At 71.3% G+C, this 15,393-nt stretch carries 16 protein-coding genes; 10 read left to right on the top strand and 6 right to left on the bottom strand.

The genetic code is table 11. The features are described 5' to 3' along the window. Nucleotides 1-16 precede the first annotated feature (16 nt). Nucleotides 17-481: a hypothetical protein gene (locus Aau02nite_RS26415; RefSeq protein ID WP_212991243.1), complete on the top strand. Its 465-nt coding sequence runs from the start codon at nt 17-19 to the stop codon at nt 479-481. On the opposite strand, the gene Aau02nite_RS26410 is transcribed toward Aau02nite_RS26415, so the two are convergent. Beyond that, entirely contained in the window at nt 478-1,458 is a 981-nt protein-coding gene (locus Aau02nite_RS26410; RefSeq protein WP_212991242.1) for a GNAT family N-acetyltransferase, read from the bottom strand. The genes Aau02nite_RS26415 and Aau02nite_RS26410 overlap by 4 nt on opposite strands. Before the next feature lie 82 nt (nt 1,459-1,540). Here Aau02nite_RS26410 and fdxA point away from each other — a divergent pair, with 82 nt between their 5' ends. The 6 genes from fdxA (at nt 1,541) to Aau02nite_RS26380 (ending at nt 7,021) form a co-directional block, all read left to right on the top strand. Next, nucleotides 1,541-1,867 (top strand): ferredoxin, encoded by a 327-nt coding sequence (gene fdxA / locus Aau02nite_RS26405; protein ID WP_125804627.1) that lies wholly within the window; start codon nt 1,541-1,543, stop codon nt 1,865-1,867. Beyond that, a complete protein-coding gene (dapC, locus tag Aau02nite_RS26400; protein WP_212991299.1) occupies nt 1,864-2,961 on the top strand; it encodes a succinyldiaminopimelate transaminase in 1,098 nt (365 codons plus the stop codon). Before fdxA ends, dapC begins: the two co-directional genes overlap by 4 nt. Nucleotides 2,962-3,156: 195 nt before the next feature. Further along, nucleotides 3,157-3,579: a hypothetical protein gene (locus tag Aau02nite_RS26395; RefSeq protein ID WP_212991241.1), complete on the top strand. Its 423-nt coding sequence runs from the start codon at nt 3,157-3,159 to the stop codon at nt 3,577-3,579. Beyond that, complete coding sequence (locus Aau02nite_RS26390) at nt 3,576-5,093, top strand: hypothetical protein (protein ID WP_212991240.1); 1,518 nt, start codon at nt 3,576-3,578, stop codon at nt 5,091-5,093. Before Aau02nite_RS26395 ends, Aau02nite_RS26390 begins: the two co-directional genes overlap by 4 nt. A gap of 122 nt (nt 5,094-5,215) precedes the next feature. Continuing rightward, the gene (locus Aau02nite_RS26385; RefSeq protein ID WP_212991239.1) at nt 5,216-6,247 is read left to right on the top strand and encodes a S8 family serine peptidase; all 1,032 of its coding nucleotides are present in this window, start codon (nt 5,216-5,218) and stop codon (nt 6,245-6,247) included. A gap of 126 nt (nt 6,248-6,373) precedes the next feature. Beyond that, a complete protein-coding gene (locus Aau02nite_RS26380; protein WP_212991238.1) occupies nt 6,374-7,021 on the top strand; it encodes an SIMPL domain-containing protein in 648 nt (215 codons plus the stop codon). A gap of 131 nt (nt 7,022-7,152) precedes the next feature. Here Aau02nite_RS26380 and Aau02nite_RS26375 read toward each other — a convergent pair whose 3' ends face one another. Next, nucleotides 7,153-8,007, bottom strand: a complete 855-nt coding sequence (locus tag Aau02nite_RS26375) for an aldo/keto reductase (protein WP_212991237.1) — start codon at nt 8,005-8,007, stop codon at nt 7,153-7,155. A gap of 111 nt (nt 8,008-8,118) precedes the next feature. Between Aau02nite_RS26375 and Aau02nite_RS26370 the strand changes: the two genes are divergently transcribed. Continuing rightward, on the top strand, nt 8,119-9,399 hold the full coding sequence (locus Aau02nite_RS26370; RefSeq protein WP_212991236.1) for a DUF4407 domain-containing protein: 1,281 nt from the start codon (nt 8,119-8,121) through the stop codon (nt 9,397-9,399). Between the two features lie 155 nt (nt 9,400-9,554). Continuing rightward, nucleotides 9,555-10,037, top strand: a complete 483-nt coding sequence (locus Aau02nite_RS26365) for a 2'-5' RNA ligase family protein (protein WP_212991235.1) — start codon at nt 9,555-9,557, stop codon at nt 10,035-10,037. On the opposite strand, the gene Aau02nite_RS26360 is transcribed toward Aau02nite_RS26365, so the two are convergent. From Aau02nite_RS26360 to Aau02nite_RS26345, 4 genes are all read right to left on the bottom strand, one after another. Continuing rightward, the gene (locus tag Aau02nite_RS26360; protein ID WP_246595444.1) at nt 10,030-10,725 is read right to left on the bottom strand and encodes a hypothetical protein; all 696 of its coding nucleotides are present in this window, start codon (nt 10,723-10,725) and stop codon (nt 10,030-10,032) included. The genes Aau02nite_RS26365 and Aau02nite_RS26360 overlap by 8 nt on opposite strands. 536 nt (nt 10,726-11,261) lie before the next feature. Continuing rightward, nucleotides 11,262-11,921 carry a hypothetical protein gene (locus Aau02nite_RS26355; RefSeq protein WP_212991234.1) on the bottom strand — a complete coding sequence of 220 codons (660 nt, stop codon included), beginning with the start codon at nt 11,919-11,921 and terminating at the stop codon, nt 11,262-11,264. After that, on the bottom strand, nt 11,918-12,364 hold the full coding sequence (locus tag Aau02nite_RS26350; protein WP_212991233.1) for a hypothetical protein: 447 nt from the start codon (nt 12,362-12,364) through the stop codon (nt 11,918-11,920). Before Aau02nite_RS26350 ends, Aau02nite_RS26355 begins: the two co-directional genes overlap by 4 nt. Nucleotides 12,365-12,463: 99 nt before the next feature. Then, complete coding sequence (locus Aau02nite_RS26345) at nt 12,464-13,210, bottom strand: hypothetical protein (protein ID WP_212991232.1); 747 nt, start codon at nt 13,208-13,210, stop codon at nt 12,464-12,466. 673 nt (nt 13,211-13,883) lie between these two features. Between Aau02nite_RS26345 and Aau02nite_RS26340 the strand changes: the two genes are divergently transcribed. After that, complete coding sequence (locus Aau02nite_RS26340) at nt 13,884-15,386, top strand: GMC family oxidoreductase (RefSeq protein WP_212991231.1); 1,503 nt, start codon at nt 13,884-13,886, stop codon at nt 15,384-15,386. Nucleotides 15,387-15,393: the final 7 nt, after the last annotated feature.

Genomic DNA, 15,393 nt, shown 5'->3' with positions numbered 1-15,393 from the left:
GTCCGGGGAGGACGCAATGAGGCAGCGTTGGGTGCAGATCGCTTCGTTGGCCGCGGCTCTGTTCGCGATCAACGTGATCGCGCGACTGGTGATCCGCATCGGGTTCAACGAGGACGACACGGCCCAGAACAGGGTCTCCATCGTCATGTTCGCCGTCATCGGCCTGGTGCTGGCGACCGTCACCTTCTTCCGGTCCCAGCGGGTACCACCGAGCCGCTGGCTGCCCGAGGTGGCGGCCGCGGCGATCGGCGGCATGCTGCTGACCATCCTGGTCGGCCCGTTCGTCAGCGGCGACAGCCCGTTCTCCGGCGGCGCCGGGAACTTCTTCTCGCAGGTGTGGCTGTACAGCGGCTTCGCCGTCGTGGGCACGCTGCTCGGCTACTGGCTCGCCACGATGCTGGGCCGCGACTACCGCTCCAAGGCGCTGGCGGCCTTCGCCAAGGCGAAGCTGACCAAGCCGCGCCGGGTCGTCCGCCGCTAGGACGCCGCCCGGAGCGGAGCCTCGCGGGTCAGGTAGGTGTGGTGGGTGCTGAAGCCCAGACCCTGGTAGAGCGCGACCGCTGCGGTGTTGCGCTCTTCCACCTGGAGGTAGGCGCGAACGGCCCCGCGCTGGGTCGCCCACTGCGCCACCGCGCGCATCACGTGCCGGCCCAGGCCGCGCCGGCGGGCCGCGGGTGCCGTCTGCACCAGCGAGACGCCGAGCCAGCGGCCCGGGGCGGGGCCGGTCACCGCGCCGCGGGCGACCCCGAGCAGGCTGCCGTTCTCGTCCTGCACGGAGGCGAAGACCACATCCTCCACGGCGGTGAGAATGTGCCGGGCGGCGGCGGGTAGACGGCCTTTGTGTGCCGAGACCATCGCCAGCCAGGCGTCCGTGGGGGAGTCGGCCAGCTCCACCGGGGGCAGGTCGCGTCGCGCCTCGACGTCACTGATCAGCGACTGCACCGCGCCGGTCTGCACCAGCACCAGCGGGCGGGAGGTCCAGCCGCGGGCGTCGAGGGCGGCGTTGACCGGGGCGGCCAGGGGCATCGGTGTGTTGATCATCGGTTGCTGGCCCTTGGCCGCGTACCACTGCTCGACCGCGTCGATGGCCGCTTCCAGGGTGCGGTCCGGGTCGCCGATCGGCAGCGCCGCGTTGGCCCGTCCGGTCCAGTTCTCCGCCGCGCGCAGGATCCAGCTGCCCAGCCGGGCCTGGGTCGGCGCCGGCCAGGCGTCGTTGGCCGCCAGCTCGAGGGCGATCACGTCGGCGGCGGGCGGCCGGCGGGCGGCCGGCACCCGCTTGGCGCGGTGCACCTCCCGCAGCGGTACGCGCAGAGTGCCCTGGGCGGTGGCCAGAGTGAGTTCCGTCTCGGTCAACTCGACCAGCTCGCCGAGCGCGTCCGTGAAAAGTGGGCGATCCTGGGAAACGCCTACAATTCGGCGAACGACAACCCGGTGTCCCACATCCTGCCGTCGGAGCACGTGTCACCTCCTCCCGGCGAGATACTAGGCTCTGCCCGTAACGCCGCGGTGTCCCGCGGCGTGGCTCTGGAAGGGAAAGACCGTGACCTACATCATCGCTGAGCCCTGCGTCGATGTGCTCGACAAGGCATGCATCGAAGAGTGCCCGGTCGACTGCATCTACGAGGGCAATCGGATGCTCTACATCCACCCCGATGAGTGTGTCGACTGCGGAGCCTGTGAGCCGGTCTGCCCGGTGGAGGCCATCTTCTACGAGGATGACGTCCCGGAGCAGTGGAAGGACTACACGAACGCCAACTACGAGTTCTTCGAGGATCTCGGCTCGCCGGGTGGCGCCTCCAAGGTCGGCAAGATCGACAAGGACACCCCGTTCGTGACGGCGCAGCCGCCGCGCGGGGACGCACACTGACCGTGCTGTCGGCCGCGCTGCCCGATTTCCCCTGGGACCTGCTGCAGCCCGCCAAGCAGGTGGCGGCGGGCCACCCGGACGGCATCGTGGACCTGTCGATCGGCACCCCGGTCGACCCGGTCCCGCCGCTGATCCGGGCAGCGCTGGCCGAGGCCGCCGACGCGCCGGGCTATCCGCTCACCGCCGGCACCCCGGCGCTGCGCGCGGCCATGGCCGACTGGCTGGCCCGCACCTGCGGCGCCACCGGCCGGCTCGGCGTGCTGCCCACGATCGGCTCCAAGGAGCTGGTGGCGTGGCTGCCGACGCTGCTCGGGGTCGGCCGCGGCGACGTCGTGGTCATCCCCCAGGTGTGCTACCCGACGTACGAGGTCGGGGTGCGCCTGGCCGGCGCCGAGGTGGTCCGCTCGGACTCCACGCTCGCCCTGGGGCCCGACCCCCGGGTGAAGCTGGTCTGGATCAACTCGCCGTCGAACCCGACCGGCCGCGTGCTCCCGGCCGGCCACCTGCGCAAGGTGGTCGACTGGGCGCGCGAGCGCGGCGCTGTCGTGGTCAGCGACGAGTGCTACCTGACGCTGGGCTGGGACGAGCAGCCCGTGTCGGTGCTCTCGGACGAGGTCTGCGGCGGCGACTACACCGGCGTCATCGCCGTGCACTCGCTCTCCAAGCGGTCGAATCTGGCCGGCTACCGGGCCGGCTTCCTCGGCGGTGACCCGGCCCTGATCGCCGAGCTGCTGGCGGTCCGCAAGCACGCCGGCATGATCGTGCCCGCCCCGGTGCAGGCGGCGATGGTGGCCGCCCTCGGCGACGAGTCACACGTGACGGCCCAGCGGGCGCTCTATGCGGCCCGCCGGGAGCTGCTGCGCGAGGCCCTGCTCAAGGCCGGGTTCGAGATCGAGCACTCGACGGCCGGTCTCTACCTCTGGTCGACCCGCGGTGAGGACTGCTGGACGACAGTGGACTGGCTCGCCCAGCGCGGCATCCTGGCGGCGCCGGGCGCGTTCTACGGCCCGGCCGCGGCCCGGCACGTACGGATCGCCCTGACCGCCACCGACGAGCGCGTCGCTGCGGCGGTCACCCGCCTCACCGCGGGCTAGCAGTCAGGGCCGCGGCAGGATGCGGTCCAGGTGATAGTCCAGGGTGCGTCGTACATGCGCGCGGGTGCGGCGTCGGTGCAGCAGGTCGAGCCGAGCCCGCCGATGCCGCCGACGGCCCCCGGCTCGGGTACCCGCGTATCGCTCGTGGTCGCTACGCTCATGGCGGTGTCATGACGGGGGTATGGGGGAGGCGTCGTGGGAGATCCAGGCATCAATGTGGAGACCGGCGGGCTGAGCAAGTTCGCCACCGACGTGCGGGCCGATGTCGACAACATCGTCGAGCCCGCGGTGGGCAGGGCCACCCTCCCGCTGGACAGCGTGCCGTTCGGCGCGCAGAACGCCAGCGGTGGCGTCCACGCCGCCAAGCAGCGGTACGCCCGCAGCCTGAGCGCGTCCACCGAGAACCTCAGCAACTTCCTGGCCGCCGCCCGGCTGCTCGCGGCCGCGGCGGAGAAGGTGGCCGCCGAGTTCGAGGCCACCGACGCCCGCTCGGCCGAGGGCACCAAGCGGGTCGAGCAGGCGCTGTTCTCGGCCGCCGAGGACGCCCGGGCCACGCGGATCGCCGCCGAGCAGGCCGCCCACCCGCGGTACCAGAACGGCAAGGCGGTGGCGCTGTGAGCGAGCCGGTCCTGAGCAGCAGCTGGTGCACGGCCTGGGGGTCGTACAACACGCCCCGGCTGTGGGCGATGGTCAAGGACGAGGACGACCCGGAGGCCTGGCGCCAGGTGTCCGCCTGGGGCGAGATCTCGGGCGCCATGAAGGATCAGCGGTCCCTGCTGCTCAAGGCCCGTGAGGCCCTCGTAGCCGCGTGGCCGCCGGAGCAGAACGACTCGTCGGCGGCGTTCGTGGCCGAGGTCGACAAGCTGATCGGCCGGATGGACGCGGCCCGGACCGAGGCCGACGACACGGCCACCGGACTGGCGAACATCCTGGAAGCGCTGCGCCAGGCGAAGAGGAACATCGAGCCGCTCTGGGAGAAGTACAAGCAGAAGAGTGACGACCTGGTCCCGGCGTGGTGGGACAACGCCGAGGACGAGCTGGACCGCGAGGCCCAGGCCCACATGATCACGGCCGAGCAGGTCGTGCAGGACAACGTGGCCCGGCTGCGCGTGCCCGACCCGTACGCTCTCGAGCCGATCGATCCCCGTTACCGGCCGGAGACGCTGACCGGCGACGGCCCGGGCGCCGGATCGTCGGGCGCCGGGTCGTCAGGCGCCGGCGGGGTGACCGGATCGGCCGGGGGTCGCGGCGGCAGCGCGGTGACCGTGCCGGTGCCGCACGACCCGGTGCCGCCCCTGCCCGGTCGCGACCCGATCGTCCCGGAGGGACCCGGCGGCGGGTCCGTGGGCGGCGTCGGTGCCGGTCCGGGGCTCGCGGGCGTCATCAACCCGCCCGTGGTCAACCCACCCCCGGTGAACCCGCCCGGAGTGCTCCCGCCCGGCGGCGGTGGCGGCCCGGGCCTCGTGCCGCCGGTCGCGCCGATCGTCGGCCCCGGCGGCGTGGGTCCGCTCGGCACCGGCGGGTCGCCGGGCCGTGGCGGGGGTGGCGTGCGCGGGATCGAGCCCGGGGTGCGGGCCACCGGCACCGGCGGAGCAGGTGGCCTCGGTGCGGGTGGTCTGGGCCCCGGTGGTCTGGGCGCGGGTGGTCTCGGCCCCGGTGGAGTCGGCCGGGGGGCGCAAGCGGGAGCCGCCGGGCGCCGGGCGCTGCCCTCGGGTGCGGTGATCGGCGAGTCGGTGGCCGGCCAGGGCCGCGGCCCGGCCGGCGGTCCCGGCCGTGGTGGCGCGGGCTTCGGTGGCGCTGGTATCGGTGGAGTCGGCGGACCGGGCGGTGCTGCCCGAGGTGCGGCCGGCCGTGCTCCGGGCCAGCGGCAGGGCGCGGAGCCGGTGCGTCCGCCCCGGCCCGCCTGGCTGCCGGACGAGCCTGTCGGCGCGGCGCGTTCGGCCGGGACGGCCGGCCTGCCGGGGATGGCGGGCGGGGCGCGTGGCGGTCGCCGGGCGGGCGAGGGTGAGCAGCCGCCGTTCGACCCGGACAACCCGTGGGGCGTGGCGGAGGGTGTGAGCCCGGTGATCGCGCCGGGCGCCGACAACGCCAGGCACGACCCGGGCCCGAACGTCATCGGGCGGCACGGGTGACCTCTGCGGGTGGCTGGTCTGCCGATGGCCGGGCTGCGCGTGGCCGGGGTGCTGGAACAAGCCGGGCTGCTCGTGGGCTCCTGGCCGGTCTCTCCGCGCTCGCGGTCGTATTCGGGTCGGCGGTGCCGGCCCGAGCCGACGCGGTGCGGGACAAGCAGTGGTTCTGGAAACCGCTCGAGGTCTCCCAGGCCCAGCAGATCAGCAAGGGCGAAGGCGTCGTCGTCGCCGTGCTCGACAGCGGGGTGGACGGCAGCCACCGGGACCTCGGCGGGGCCGTCCTGCCCGGCCGGCAGGTCGTGCAGAACAAGCCGGTCGGCGACCTGGACACCAACGGGCACGGCACCGGGATGGCCGGCATCATCGCCGGTCGTGGGCACGGCGACGACGCGGGTGTGCTGGGCATCGCCCCACGGGCGAAGATCATGCCGATCGCGCCGGCCAACGACACCTTCTTCGTCGGGCAGGGCATCCGCTGGGCCGCCGACAACGGGGCCGGAATCATCGTCCTGGCCTTCGGGATCGCCGACGGGGAGAGCCTGCGGGCCGCCGTGAGCGCAGCTGCGGAGGCCGATGTGGTGCTGATCGGCACGTCCGGCAACAGCGGTGACAAGGGCAACGAGGTGGAGTTCCCGGGCGCGTACCCGGAGGTGCTCACGGTCGGCGCGGTGGACCGCGACAACAAGGTGGCCAAGTTCTCCAACCACGGGCCGCAGGTCGACCTGGTGGCTCCCGGTGTCGCCATCCCGGCGCCCGCCCCCGACGGCAAGTACGTGACCGGCACCGGTACGAGCGGTGCGGCCGCGATCGTCGCCGGTGCGGCCGCGCTGATCCGGGCGAAGTATCCCGACCTGTCGGCGGCCGAGGTCGTACAGCGTCTCACCGCCACGGCGACCGACCGCGGTGACAAGGGCCGCGACGACTACTACGGCGCCGGTCAGCTCGACCTGCTGGCCGCGCTGACCGCCCCGCAACCCGGCGCTACGGCCACGCCGCCGCCGGTGGCCGAGGCCCCCGTGGCGGTCCCGGACGCCTCATCGGCCGATGAGGACAGTGGCATCCCGCCGCTGGTGTTCGTGGCTGGGGGGCTGGTGCTGCTGCTGGGCGCGGTCGGGGTGGGAATCGCCGTGTTCGCCCGGTCCCGCCGGACCGGGTGACGACCGGCCGGCCCGGTGACCCGCTGCGCCCGAACATCGCCGGGCAGCGGGCCATGGCCGGGGAGAGTCGCCGGGCGCGGGGCTCGCGTCCGGCCGGTTGTCGGACCCGGCGGGTAGCGTCGGGGCATGGCCGAGCAACCGATGATCGTCGTCCGCGGGGAAGCGACCCGGGAGGTGCCGCCCGAGCTGGCGATCTTCTCCGTGACCGTCTCCGCGCGGGACAAGGACCGGCAGACCGCGCTGGCCCGGCTCACCGAGCGGGCCGCCGAGCTGCGCACCCACCTCGATGACTTCCCCGACGCGATCGAGCGGCGCGAGACCTCCGGCGTGCAGGTGCACCCCGAGCTCAAGCGCGGCGGCGAGCGCATCGCGGCTTACACCGGCAACGTCACCACGACCGTCACGGTGACCGACTTCACCGTGCTCGGTGAGTTGCTGCTGCGCCTGGCCGACCGGGACCAGACCTCGCTGTCCGGGCCCTGGTGGCAGCTGCGTCCGTGCAGCCGGGCCGGGGCCGAGGTGCGCCGCGCGGCCATCACCGACGCGCTCGGCCGGGCCCGGGAGTATGCCGAGGCCGTCGGCGCGCAGGTGGATCGGCTGGTCGAGATCGCCGACGAGAACGCCGGCGGGGGCGGTCAGCCGATGATGCGGATGCTCGCGTTCGATGGCGCCCCGGAGGCCGGCCTGGCGTTCGAGGTCGACCCGCAGGTACAGACCGTGCACGCCTCGGTGCTCGTCCGCGTGACGATCACCGAGCCCACCGCCCTCAAGTAGCCGCCCGGAGCATCACGAGCGGAGCCGGCACGAGGTCTACGCGTTCTGCGTAGACGCCCGTGCCCGGCCCAATCCCTGTCGGCGTACACCTGCTGCTCGTGGGTCTGGGCCCAAGGCCCGGACCGCCTCGCTCAGCTCTCCGGCACCCAGTTCATGGTGTCGGGGTTGGCGCCGGTGCGGCCGCGCTCGCCGCGATCCAGCGCCGTGATGGTGCCCATCGCGCCGCCGTCGAGCTCGAAGTCGAAGATCTCGAAGTTCTCCCGAACCCGCTCGGTGGTGTTCGACTTCGGGAAGATGATGTCGCCGCGCTGGATGTGCCAGCGCAGCACCACCTGGGCCGGGGTCTTGCCGGCCTCGTTGGCGATGGTCACGATGGCCGGGTCGTCGAGCACCGCGCCCTGCGCGATCGGCGAGTACGCCTCGTTCGCGATCTCGTGGTCGGTGTTGAAAGCGCGCAGCGCGTCGTTGTTCAGGTACGGGTGGATCTCGATCTGGTTGACCGCGGGCCGCACCGTGGTCTCGGCGAACAACCGGCCCAGGTGGTGCTGGGTGAAGTTGGAGACGCCGATCGAGCGGGCCCGCCCGTCGCGGTAGAACTCCTCCAGCGTGCGCCAGGTCTGGCTGAAGTCGCCGTCGTAGCGGCCCGGCAGCGGCCAGTGGATCAGGAAGAGGTCGACGTAGTCGCTGCCCAGCGCCTTGAGCGAGGCGTCGAACTCGCGCCGCGCGTCGTCCGGCAGGTGCGCGCCGTTGTTCAGCTTGCTGGTCACGAAGAACTCGTCGCGGCTCAGCCCGGACGCGGCGATGGCCGCGCCGACGCCGTGCTCGTTGCCGTACATCTGGGCGGTGTCGATGTGCCGGTAGCCGATCTCGATGGCGGTCTCCACCGCGGCCTGGGTCTCCGCCTGTGGCACCTGGAACACCCCGAAGCCCAGCTGCGGGATGGTACGGCCGTCGTTGAGAGTGATGTCGGGTACTGCGGAAGCCATGCTGCTCCTAGGGACGGTCCGCCGATGCTGTCGCTACCAGGTGTACCCCTGACCCGCCGCGATCCACCCGTTTCGGCCCGCGCGCCGCTGTGATGGGCGAGACTCGGCTCTATGCGTCGTCGCTTGCTGCTCCGGATCGCCAACGTGAACCCGGACAGCGTGACGACCCACTCCGACCGGGTGCTGTACAGCTCGATCGGCGTGTTCATCGTGCTCTACTTCGTGTACGCGACCGCGGGCGGTGCCGCCTTCGTCGACGCCAGCGCGAACTACACCCATCCCTGGTGGCAGTGGCTGGTCGGGCCGCTGGTGGCGACCGGGGTGGTGGCGTACGACCGGGCCGTGGTCGGCCGGGTGGCGATCAACTACGAGCGCCTGGACTCGCCCGATCCCAAGGACCTGCTGCGCCGCCCGACCTTCGGCCTGTACGCGGGCCGGATCACGCTGGCGCTGCTGTTCGCGGTGATCATCACCGAACCGCTGATGCTGGCGCGCTACAAGGGCGAGATCGACAACCGGCTCAACGACGTGCACAACGAGCAGATCAGCGCGATCGAGGTGGGCGGGGCGATCGCCGCGTACGACGCCCGGCTGCAGGAGCTGAAGAAGCAGACGGTGGCCGAGGACCGGGCGGTGCAGGCACTGAACACCCGGGCGGCGGAGAAGCGCCGCGATGCCCGCAAGCTCTACCAGCAGGCCATCGCCGACTCCGAGGGCGACGGCGTGTCCCGTAAGGCGGGCTGCCCGGTGGGCGGCTACTGCGACACCCTGGTCAAGCGTTCCCGAGGGCTGGACGACCAGGCCGCCCGGCTGGACGCGCAGGCCGCGCGGCTGCAGGACACCCAGAAGGCCGCCCGGACCGCGCGGGCCGGTGAGGAGGCCGATCTCACGGCCAAGATCGCCGAGCAGCGTACGGCCAACGCGGAGGCGATCCGGGCCGACGCCGGCTTCGGCGCCCGTACCAAGGCGATGTGGTACCTGGTCACCAGCGACTTCTGGGGCATCGGGATGTTCTACCTGGGCATCGCGATGCTGCTGGTGGCCCTGGACTGCGCGGCGGTCGGGCTCAAGTTCGTCTCGCACGGCAACGCGTACGAGCGCGAGGAAGCCCGCCAGGCCCGGGGCCACGAGCACGAGGCGGCGATCGGCTACGAGCAGGGACTCAAGGACATGCGCCGGTACGCGGAGGCGACCTCCCGGGTGATGGCCGAGGGCATCGGCAAGGCGTCCCGCGACGAGCAGCTCACCGACGTGGCGATCGAACGCGCTCGCGCGCACCTCTACGACTCGGTCACCGGCAGCTCCCTGCCGCCACTGCCCCCGGTCCCGCTGATCGAGCGGCATCCGGCCGCTCCGCGCACGCTGCGCAACGTGGACCGGCTGCGGGCGTAGTGCAAGTTGCAGATCGGCGCTATTATTTCACTCCGGCGTACCGCCTGCCCACGCTCTGTTACCGGTGGTGCGCCGACCGGGCCCCGGCCCGGGTGTCATCAGGTGCGGCGGAGGCGGCGGGTTGATCGCCGCCGCCGCCGTGACACCGTGGCGTGATGCACACGGTTGAGCTCACGGTGGATGACGCCCTCGACGCCCAGGTCCGATCGGTCTGGCAGCGCCTGCACGCAGCGGGTCTGCCCAGCCTGGCCACGCACCGGCACCCCACCAACCGGCCGCACCTGACGCTGGCCGCCGCGGACCGGCTCACTCCCGAGGTCACGGGCGCGCTCGCCGGACTGCCGGTCGAGGCAGTGCTCGACGGCCTGATCTTCTTCGAGCGCGCGGTCGTCTGGCGCGTGATGGCGACCGACGCGCTGCGTGACCTGCAGGCCGAGGTGTGGCGCGCACTGACGGGCACGGAACGTAACCCGCAGCACGCGCCGGGCTCCTGGGTGCCGCACGTCAGCCTGGCTCTGCGGGCCAGGGACCATGCCCGCTACGCGGCCGAGCTGGGGGACCTGCCGGTGGCCCGCGGACGCTTCGTGCAGGCCCGGACCTACGACAGCCAGACGCGTACGGTGACCGAGGTCAACTGACTTCCGCGACCCCGGTGACCAGGACCGGAACGGTGAAGACGGCACCCTCGCAGGCCGGATCGGACTTCGTGGCCATCGCGAGCCCGCCCGGCACGGTGAAAGCGCCGACGTGGTTGCGATCGACCTTCCACCGCACGGCGAACGCATCCTGTGCGACCGTCACGCCGTGGTTCACGCAGCCGTTCTCGCGGTGCTCGTCGTCCGCCATGATGCTGCCGGAGGCGGGCGAGACCGAGGTGATGCGGATCGGGAAGTCGTGGTCGTTGGTCAGCGTCACCGTCAGATTGCCGGTGCTGCCCGGGGTGAGCGGCTTGTTCAGATCGGACCGGCCGCGCAGGTTGAGCTCCACGACCGTGCCGGCATTGGCCCGGCCCGTCTCCGCCCCGGTGATCTGCCAGTAGGCCCAGACCGCGCCGGCATTGACCAGCACGGCAGCGGTCGCGGCGGCGGCCAGGATCGATCGGGTACGCGCGTCGAGCCGGCTCAGGAAACCCCGCGGCCGGCCGGCGCCGAGCACGTCACCGGTGGGCTCGTCGTCGAACGCCGGCATTTCCTCGACGGCCGCGCTTTCCACCCGTACCCGGTCCGGCGGCCGGATCGCGCCCGCCCGCGGGTCCTCCCGCCGGCCGTCGCCCCGTGCGTCATACCGGCCGAACACGTCGCGCCTGGTCAGCTCATCACGGATCACGGCGTCACCTCGCCGGCGCCGAACCTGCGAACAGCGGCGGTCGGAGCGGCGGCGAACCGTCTGCTGAACTTGCGCATACGGAGCATCCTCCTGCGATGGTACGAGCGGTGCATGTGCACTACCACATTCCCGCAAATACCGGCGCGCCGTGATCGGTGATTAGTCCGCCGTTCCCGGCGCATGAATCAACCATGAGGACCTGTCCGGCTTAACCCGCACGAGGGACCCCGGAACGCGAAACCGCCCACCGTGCACATTCACCTACGAGTCGATGAAGCCGCAGGTCAGCAGCGATGCCTTGCTAGCACCGGAACGGCGGCGCGCCAAACCGGCAACCGTCACTGTCCCCGCGGGGAGCCGGACCTGGAAAGCCGTTCATATCCGCCGGTCCACCATCTCGCACAAGGAAGCCGTACGGCATCGGACAACCGTCCGCGGTCGCCGAAGAATGGGCCTAACCCATCCGGGTAAGGGCAGGAGAACGCACGTAGCCCCCGACGCCATGAACGACGCCGAGGGCCACGGGAACTCATGACCTACTTCTTGTCTTCCGCTGGGCTCGATGGTGATGCCGAGGGCTCGGCGGAGGCGCTCTCCTGCGTGGAGGGCGGTGGATCTTCCTTTTTCGCCTCGGGGGCGGGGGACGCCGGAGGCTTGGTAGCCGACACAGTCGGCGCCGGTGACGTCACGACGGCGCGTCCGCCGGCCGGTGCGGTCGAGGGGGCATCCGGTGTCGCCCGCACTGCCGGGGTGGTGGCACTGACCAGCTCGGCCGCGGTAGGTGGCGACTTGGTGAAGGTGAGTGCGGCGCTGTTCGGGCTGTAGTCACCGAGCCAGCTCTTGAAGACGGGCCGCACCTTCCACGTCCAGGTGCCCTGGGGAACGCTCTTGTCCCTGCAGGCGGTGGTGGTGACATGGTCACAGACCACCACCGGGGCACCCGAGCCGAACCGGGTGACGATGTAGCTCTCCGCCTGCACCCCGGCGACGACAGTGCTGCCCTCCCAGGCGATCTCCGCGTTCTTGTTCTTCGCCTCGACGGCCGGGGCGTTCCCGGCCGGCACCTGCGCCACCGTCATCTCGAGCACGGTGGCAGGAGTGTCGATGATCCAGCCTGCGAAGGCGTAGACGCTGCCCCCGAAGGTGACGGCGGCGGCCGTGGCCGCGACCAAGGACAGTTTGGTCAGATGCTTCATCGATGAGCCTTCGTTGCCGTGCCGCGCAGCTGAATGGTGAAGGTCGCGCCCGAGCATGCCTGGGCGGCTCCGGGCGGCATGGCGAGCGGAATGGTCTTGGCGTCGGTCCGGCTGCGGGGCGGAATCAGAAGAGGGAGCTTGCCGGTGTAGCTCTGGGCCACGAGATTGGCGGGCACCGGCTTGCAACCGCGCTTGGAGGAGGACACCACCTCGGCTCGCAGCGACTTGACGCTCAACGCGAAGTCGTAGGGATTTCGCAGCGTCAGCTGCAGCTCCCGCGTGATTCCGGGATACAGGTGCTTCATCGGGCGGCCCTTCACCGTGATCGCGAAGGGTTCCGACCGTCGGTCGTGCACGCGTTCGCGGGAGGCCAGCTCGATCGTGTCGGTGGCCGGCTCAGCCGGGCCGCCGGCGATCGAAGCAGCCAGGGCGGTGGTGATCATCGCCCCGATGACTGTCCGAAGCCTGGCCACGATGCTCCTGTCGAACTCGATGGGGGTCCGCGGGTGGGCGGGGCGCGGAGCCCCGCCCACCGAGGTGGGTCAGACCGTGCTGACACCCGTGAAGGTGTAGGTGACCTTGATGCGCGATCCCGCGCAGGACTGCGGCAGGGTGTTGGCGACCGCGATGTTCGTGGTCACGCCCTGGCCGGGCGATTTCGCCACGATCTTCGGGGCTCCGGCGGGAAATGACGCGACGAGAGTGTTCGGCGCCGCTTCCAAGGCTGCCTGACAGGCCGCAGCGGTCGGGGTGCCGGTGACCACAACGCCGGTCGGCGTGAAGTTGCTGCTGTTGAGATTGACCGGGAAGTCGTTGGCGTTCTTCACCACGGTGTTGACCGTGGTGACGAGACCCGGGTAGACCTTCTTCGCGCCCAGGTCCGCCGATGCCTGCATCTCGACGATGGTCGCGGCGTCGCCCTCGGCGGTTCCGGTGCCCTTGATGTCCCAGCCGTTCGTGGCGGCCCAGGCAGCGCCTCCGCCGATTGCCACGACAGTGGCGCCGATGATGGCAGCGGAACGCTTGGTGATCTTGCGCATGGGGAGTTCCTCCTGGAACGGCTGGTCGTGCGACTTCCGCAACGTCGCGGATGAGTCGACGTCCGGTGCACTCGTTGGTATGTGTGGCGCCGAACCCGTTCCGGCGCTGCGACAAAGATGGCGGATTCGGTGCGCTGCGGCGATAGTGCTTCCGTTTGTCATATGTGAGACGGCTATACCGGCCGTTCCCGCCGTCCGGGCTAATCCCAACGGCTGACCGCAACGTGAAAGATCGAGGTGCTTCATCATTGCCTTCACCTGCGGCTATGCGGCTTACCTGGGAGTCTGCTGTGGCTATCAGCAGCCGCCGTAGATCACAACTCGGCTGGGCGGGAAACCCGCCGGGAAGGGGTCGCATCGGTAATATCCGTAGAGGTACTCAGGCGTTCCGGGCGTGCGTTTCCGGGCGCTTTTTCACCAACGGATTAGGCTGATTGACCGGGGCGTCACCTGAAAGAGGTGTCACGTGGACGCTTCTGTCGGTGGGGAGGTCGCTGCGCGGGCCGGGGTGGGACACCGGCGGGCAGGTCCGGCTCAACGATAGCGGCCGTCCGGCCGGCGGCCGGTGAACCGGCGCGGCGCGGGCGCCCCGGACGCTGCAGCGCCAGGTCGTGATGCGGCGGAGGAAAAATGTCGGCGGGGCTACGGCCGCGGTCGCCGGGCAGCCCCAAACTTCGGCTCAGGCCCAGCTCAGCGGGTGTTTACCGGGCCCGATTCCGGCCTGTTAAGGGCCGAAACACTCATTGCGCTCTGGTAAAACTCTGGCGTCGGCATTGACCACTGTGGGCCGACCCCTCAATCCTATGGCGGCGGTTCGGCGGTTGTGCCGTTTCTCAGCCGTCGATACCCGTGGATCGATGATCCACTGTGAGCGAGCGGCAGGAGCAGGGCACTGGAGACCTCGGCACCACAGGCTTTCGACGTGGTCGTTGTCGGCGGCGGCACGGCCGGCGCGGTCGTGGCGTCGCGGTTGTCCGCCGACCCGGGGATGCGGGTCTGCCTGGTCGAGGGTGGCCCGTCCGACGTCGGCGACGACCGGGTCCTGCAGCTCCGGAACTGGTTGAGCCTGCTGGAGTCGGAGTACGACTACGACTATCCGACGGTCGAGCAGCCCCGCGGCAACTCCTTCATCCGGCACTCCCGGGCGAAAGTGCTCGGCGGCTGTTCCTCGCACAACACGATGATCAGCTTTCTGCCGCCCCCCGAGGACTTCCGTGACTGGGTCGATGCCGGGGCGCAGGGCTGGTCGTACGAGGAGATGCTGCCGCTGTGGCAGCGGCTGGCCGTCCAGATCCAGCCGGTCGCGCCGAAGGACCGCAACGGGCTGACCGAGGCTTTCGTCGCTTCCTGCCACACCGCGCTGGGTGTGCCGGTCCACGACGATTTCAACGCCGAGCCCTTCGCCGACGGCACCGGTTTCTTTCCGGTGGCCTACTACCCCGAGACGGGTGTGCGGTCCTCGTCGTCGGTGGCCTATCTGCATCCGTACCTGGATCGGCCGAATCTGACCGTCCTCACCGACACCTGGGCGTACCACCTCGACACCGACGGCGGGCGGGTCACCGGCGTGCGGGTCCGGGACCGGGACGGCGTCGACAGCACGCTGACCGCCGGGCACGAGTACGTCCTGTCGGCGGGGGCGATCGACACTCCGCGGCTGCTGCTGCTCTCCGGGATCGGTCCGGCCGCCCAGCTCAGCTCGCTCGGCATCGACGTCGCCCTGGATCTGCCGGGGGTGGGCGAGCACCTGCTGGACCATCCCGAGTCGCTGATCCTCTGGGAGGCCGCCCGGCCGGTGCCGCCGGAGACCGCGATGGATTCCGACGCCGGTCTGTTCGTCCGCCGCGACGCCGGCGATCCGCGGCCGGACCTGATGTTCCACCTCTACCAGATCCCGTTCACCACCAACACCGAGCGGCTCGGCTACGACGTGCCCGCGCACGGCTTCGGGATGACGCCCAACATCCCCCGGCCGCGCAGTCACGGCCGGCTGTGGCTGACCAGTGCCGATCCGCAGGTGAAGCCGGCGCTGGACTTCGGGTACTTCACCGACCCGGACGGCTACGACGAGCAGACCATCATTGCTGGATTGCGGATCGCCCGGCAGGTCGCCGCCACCGAGCCGTTCAGGTCGTGGATCGCCCGGGAGATCGCGCCGGGGCCCGAGCTGCAGACCGACGCGGAGCTCTCGGCGTACGGGCGGGCCGCGCACCACACCGTCTACCACCCGGCCGGGACGTGCCGGATGGGCGCCGCCGACGACCCGGCGGCCGTCGTGGATCCGCAGCTGCGGGTGCGCGGCCTGGCCAACGTACGGATCGCCGACGCGTCCGTCTTTCCGACCATGACCTCGGTCAACCCGGTCGTGACCGTGCTGATGATCGGCGAACGCGCCGCCGACCTCATCGCCGAATCCTCTAGTTGAACAGCGA

The sequence above is a fragment of the Actinoplanes auranticolor genome (assembly GCF_018332655.1).
GTDB classification, from domain to species: Bacteria; Actinomycetota; Actinomycetes; order Mycobacteriales; family Micromonosporaceae; genus Actinoplanes; species Actinoplanes auranticolor.
This window is presented reverse-complemented; position numbering and strand designations above follow the sequence as displayed.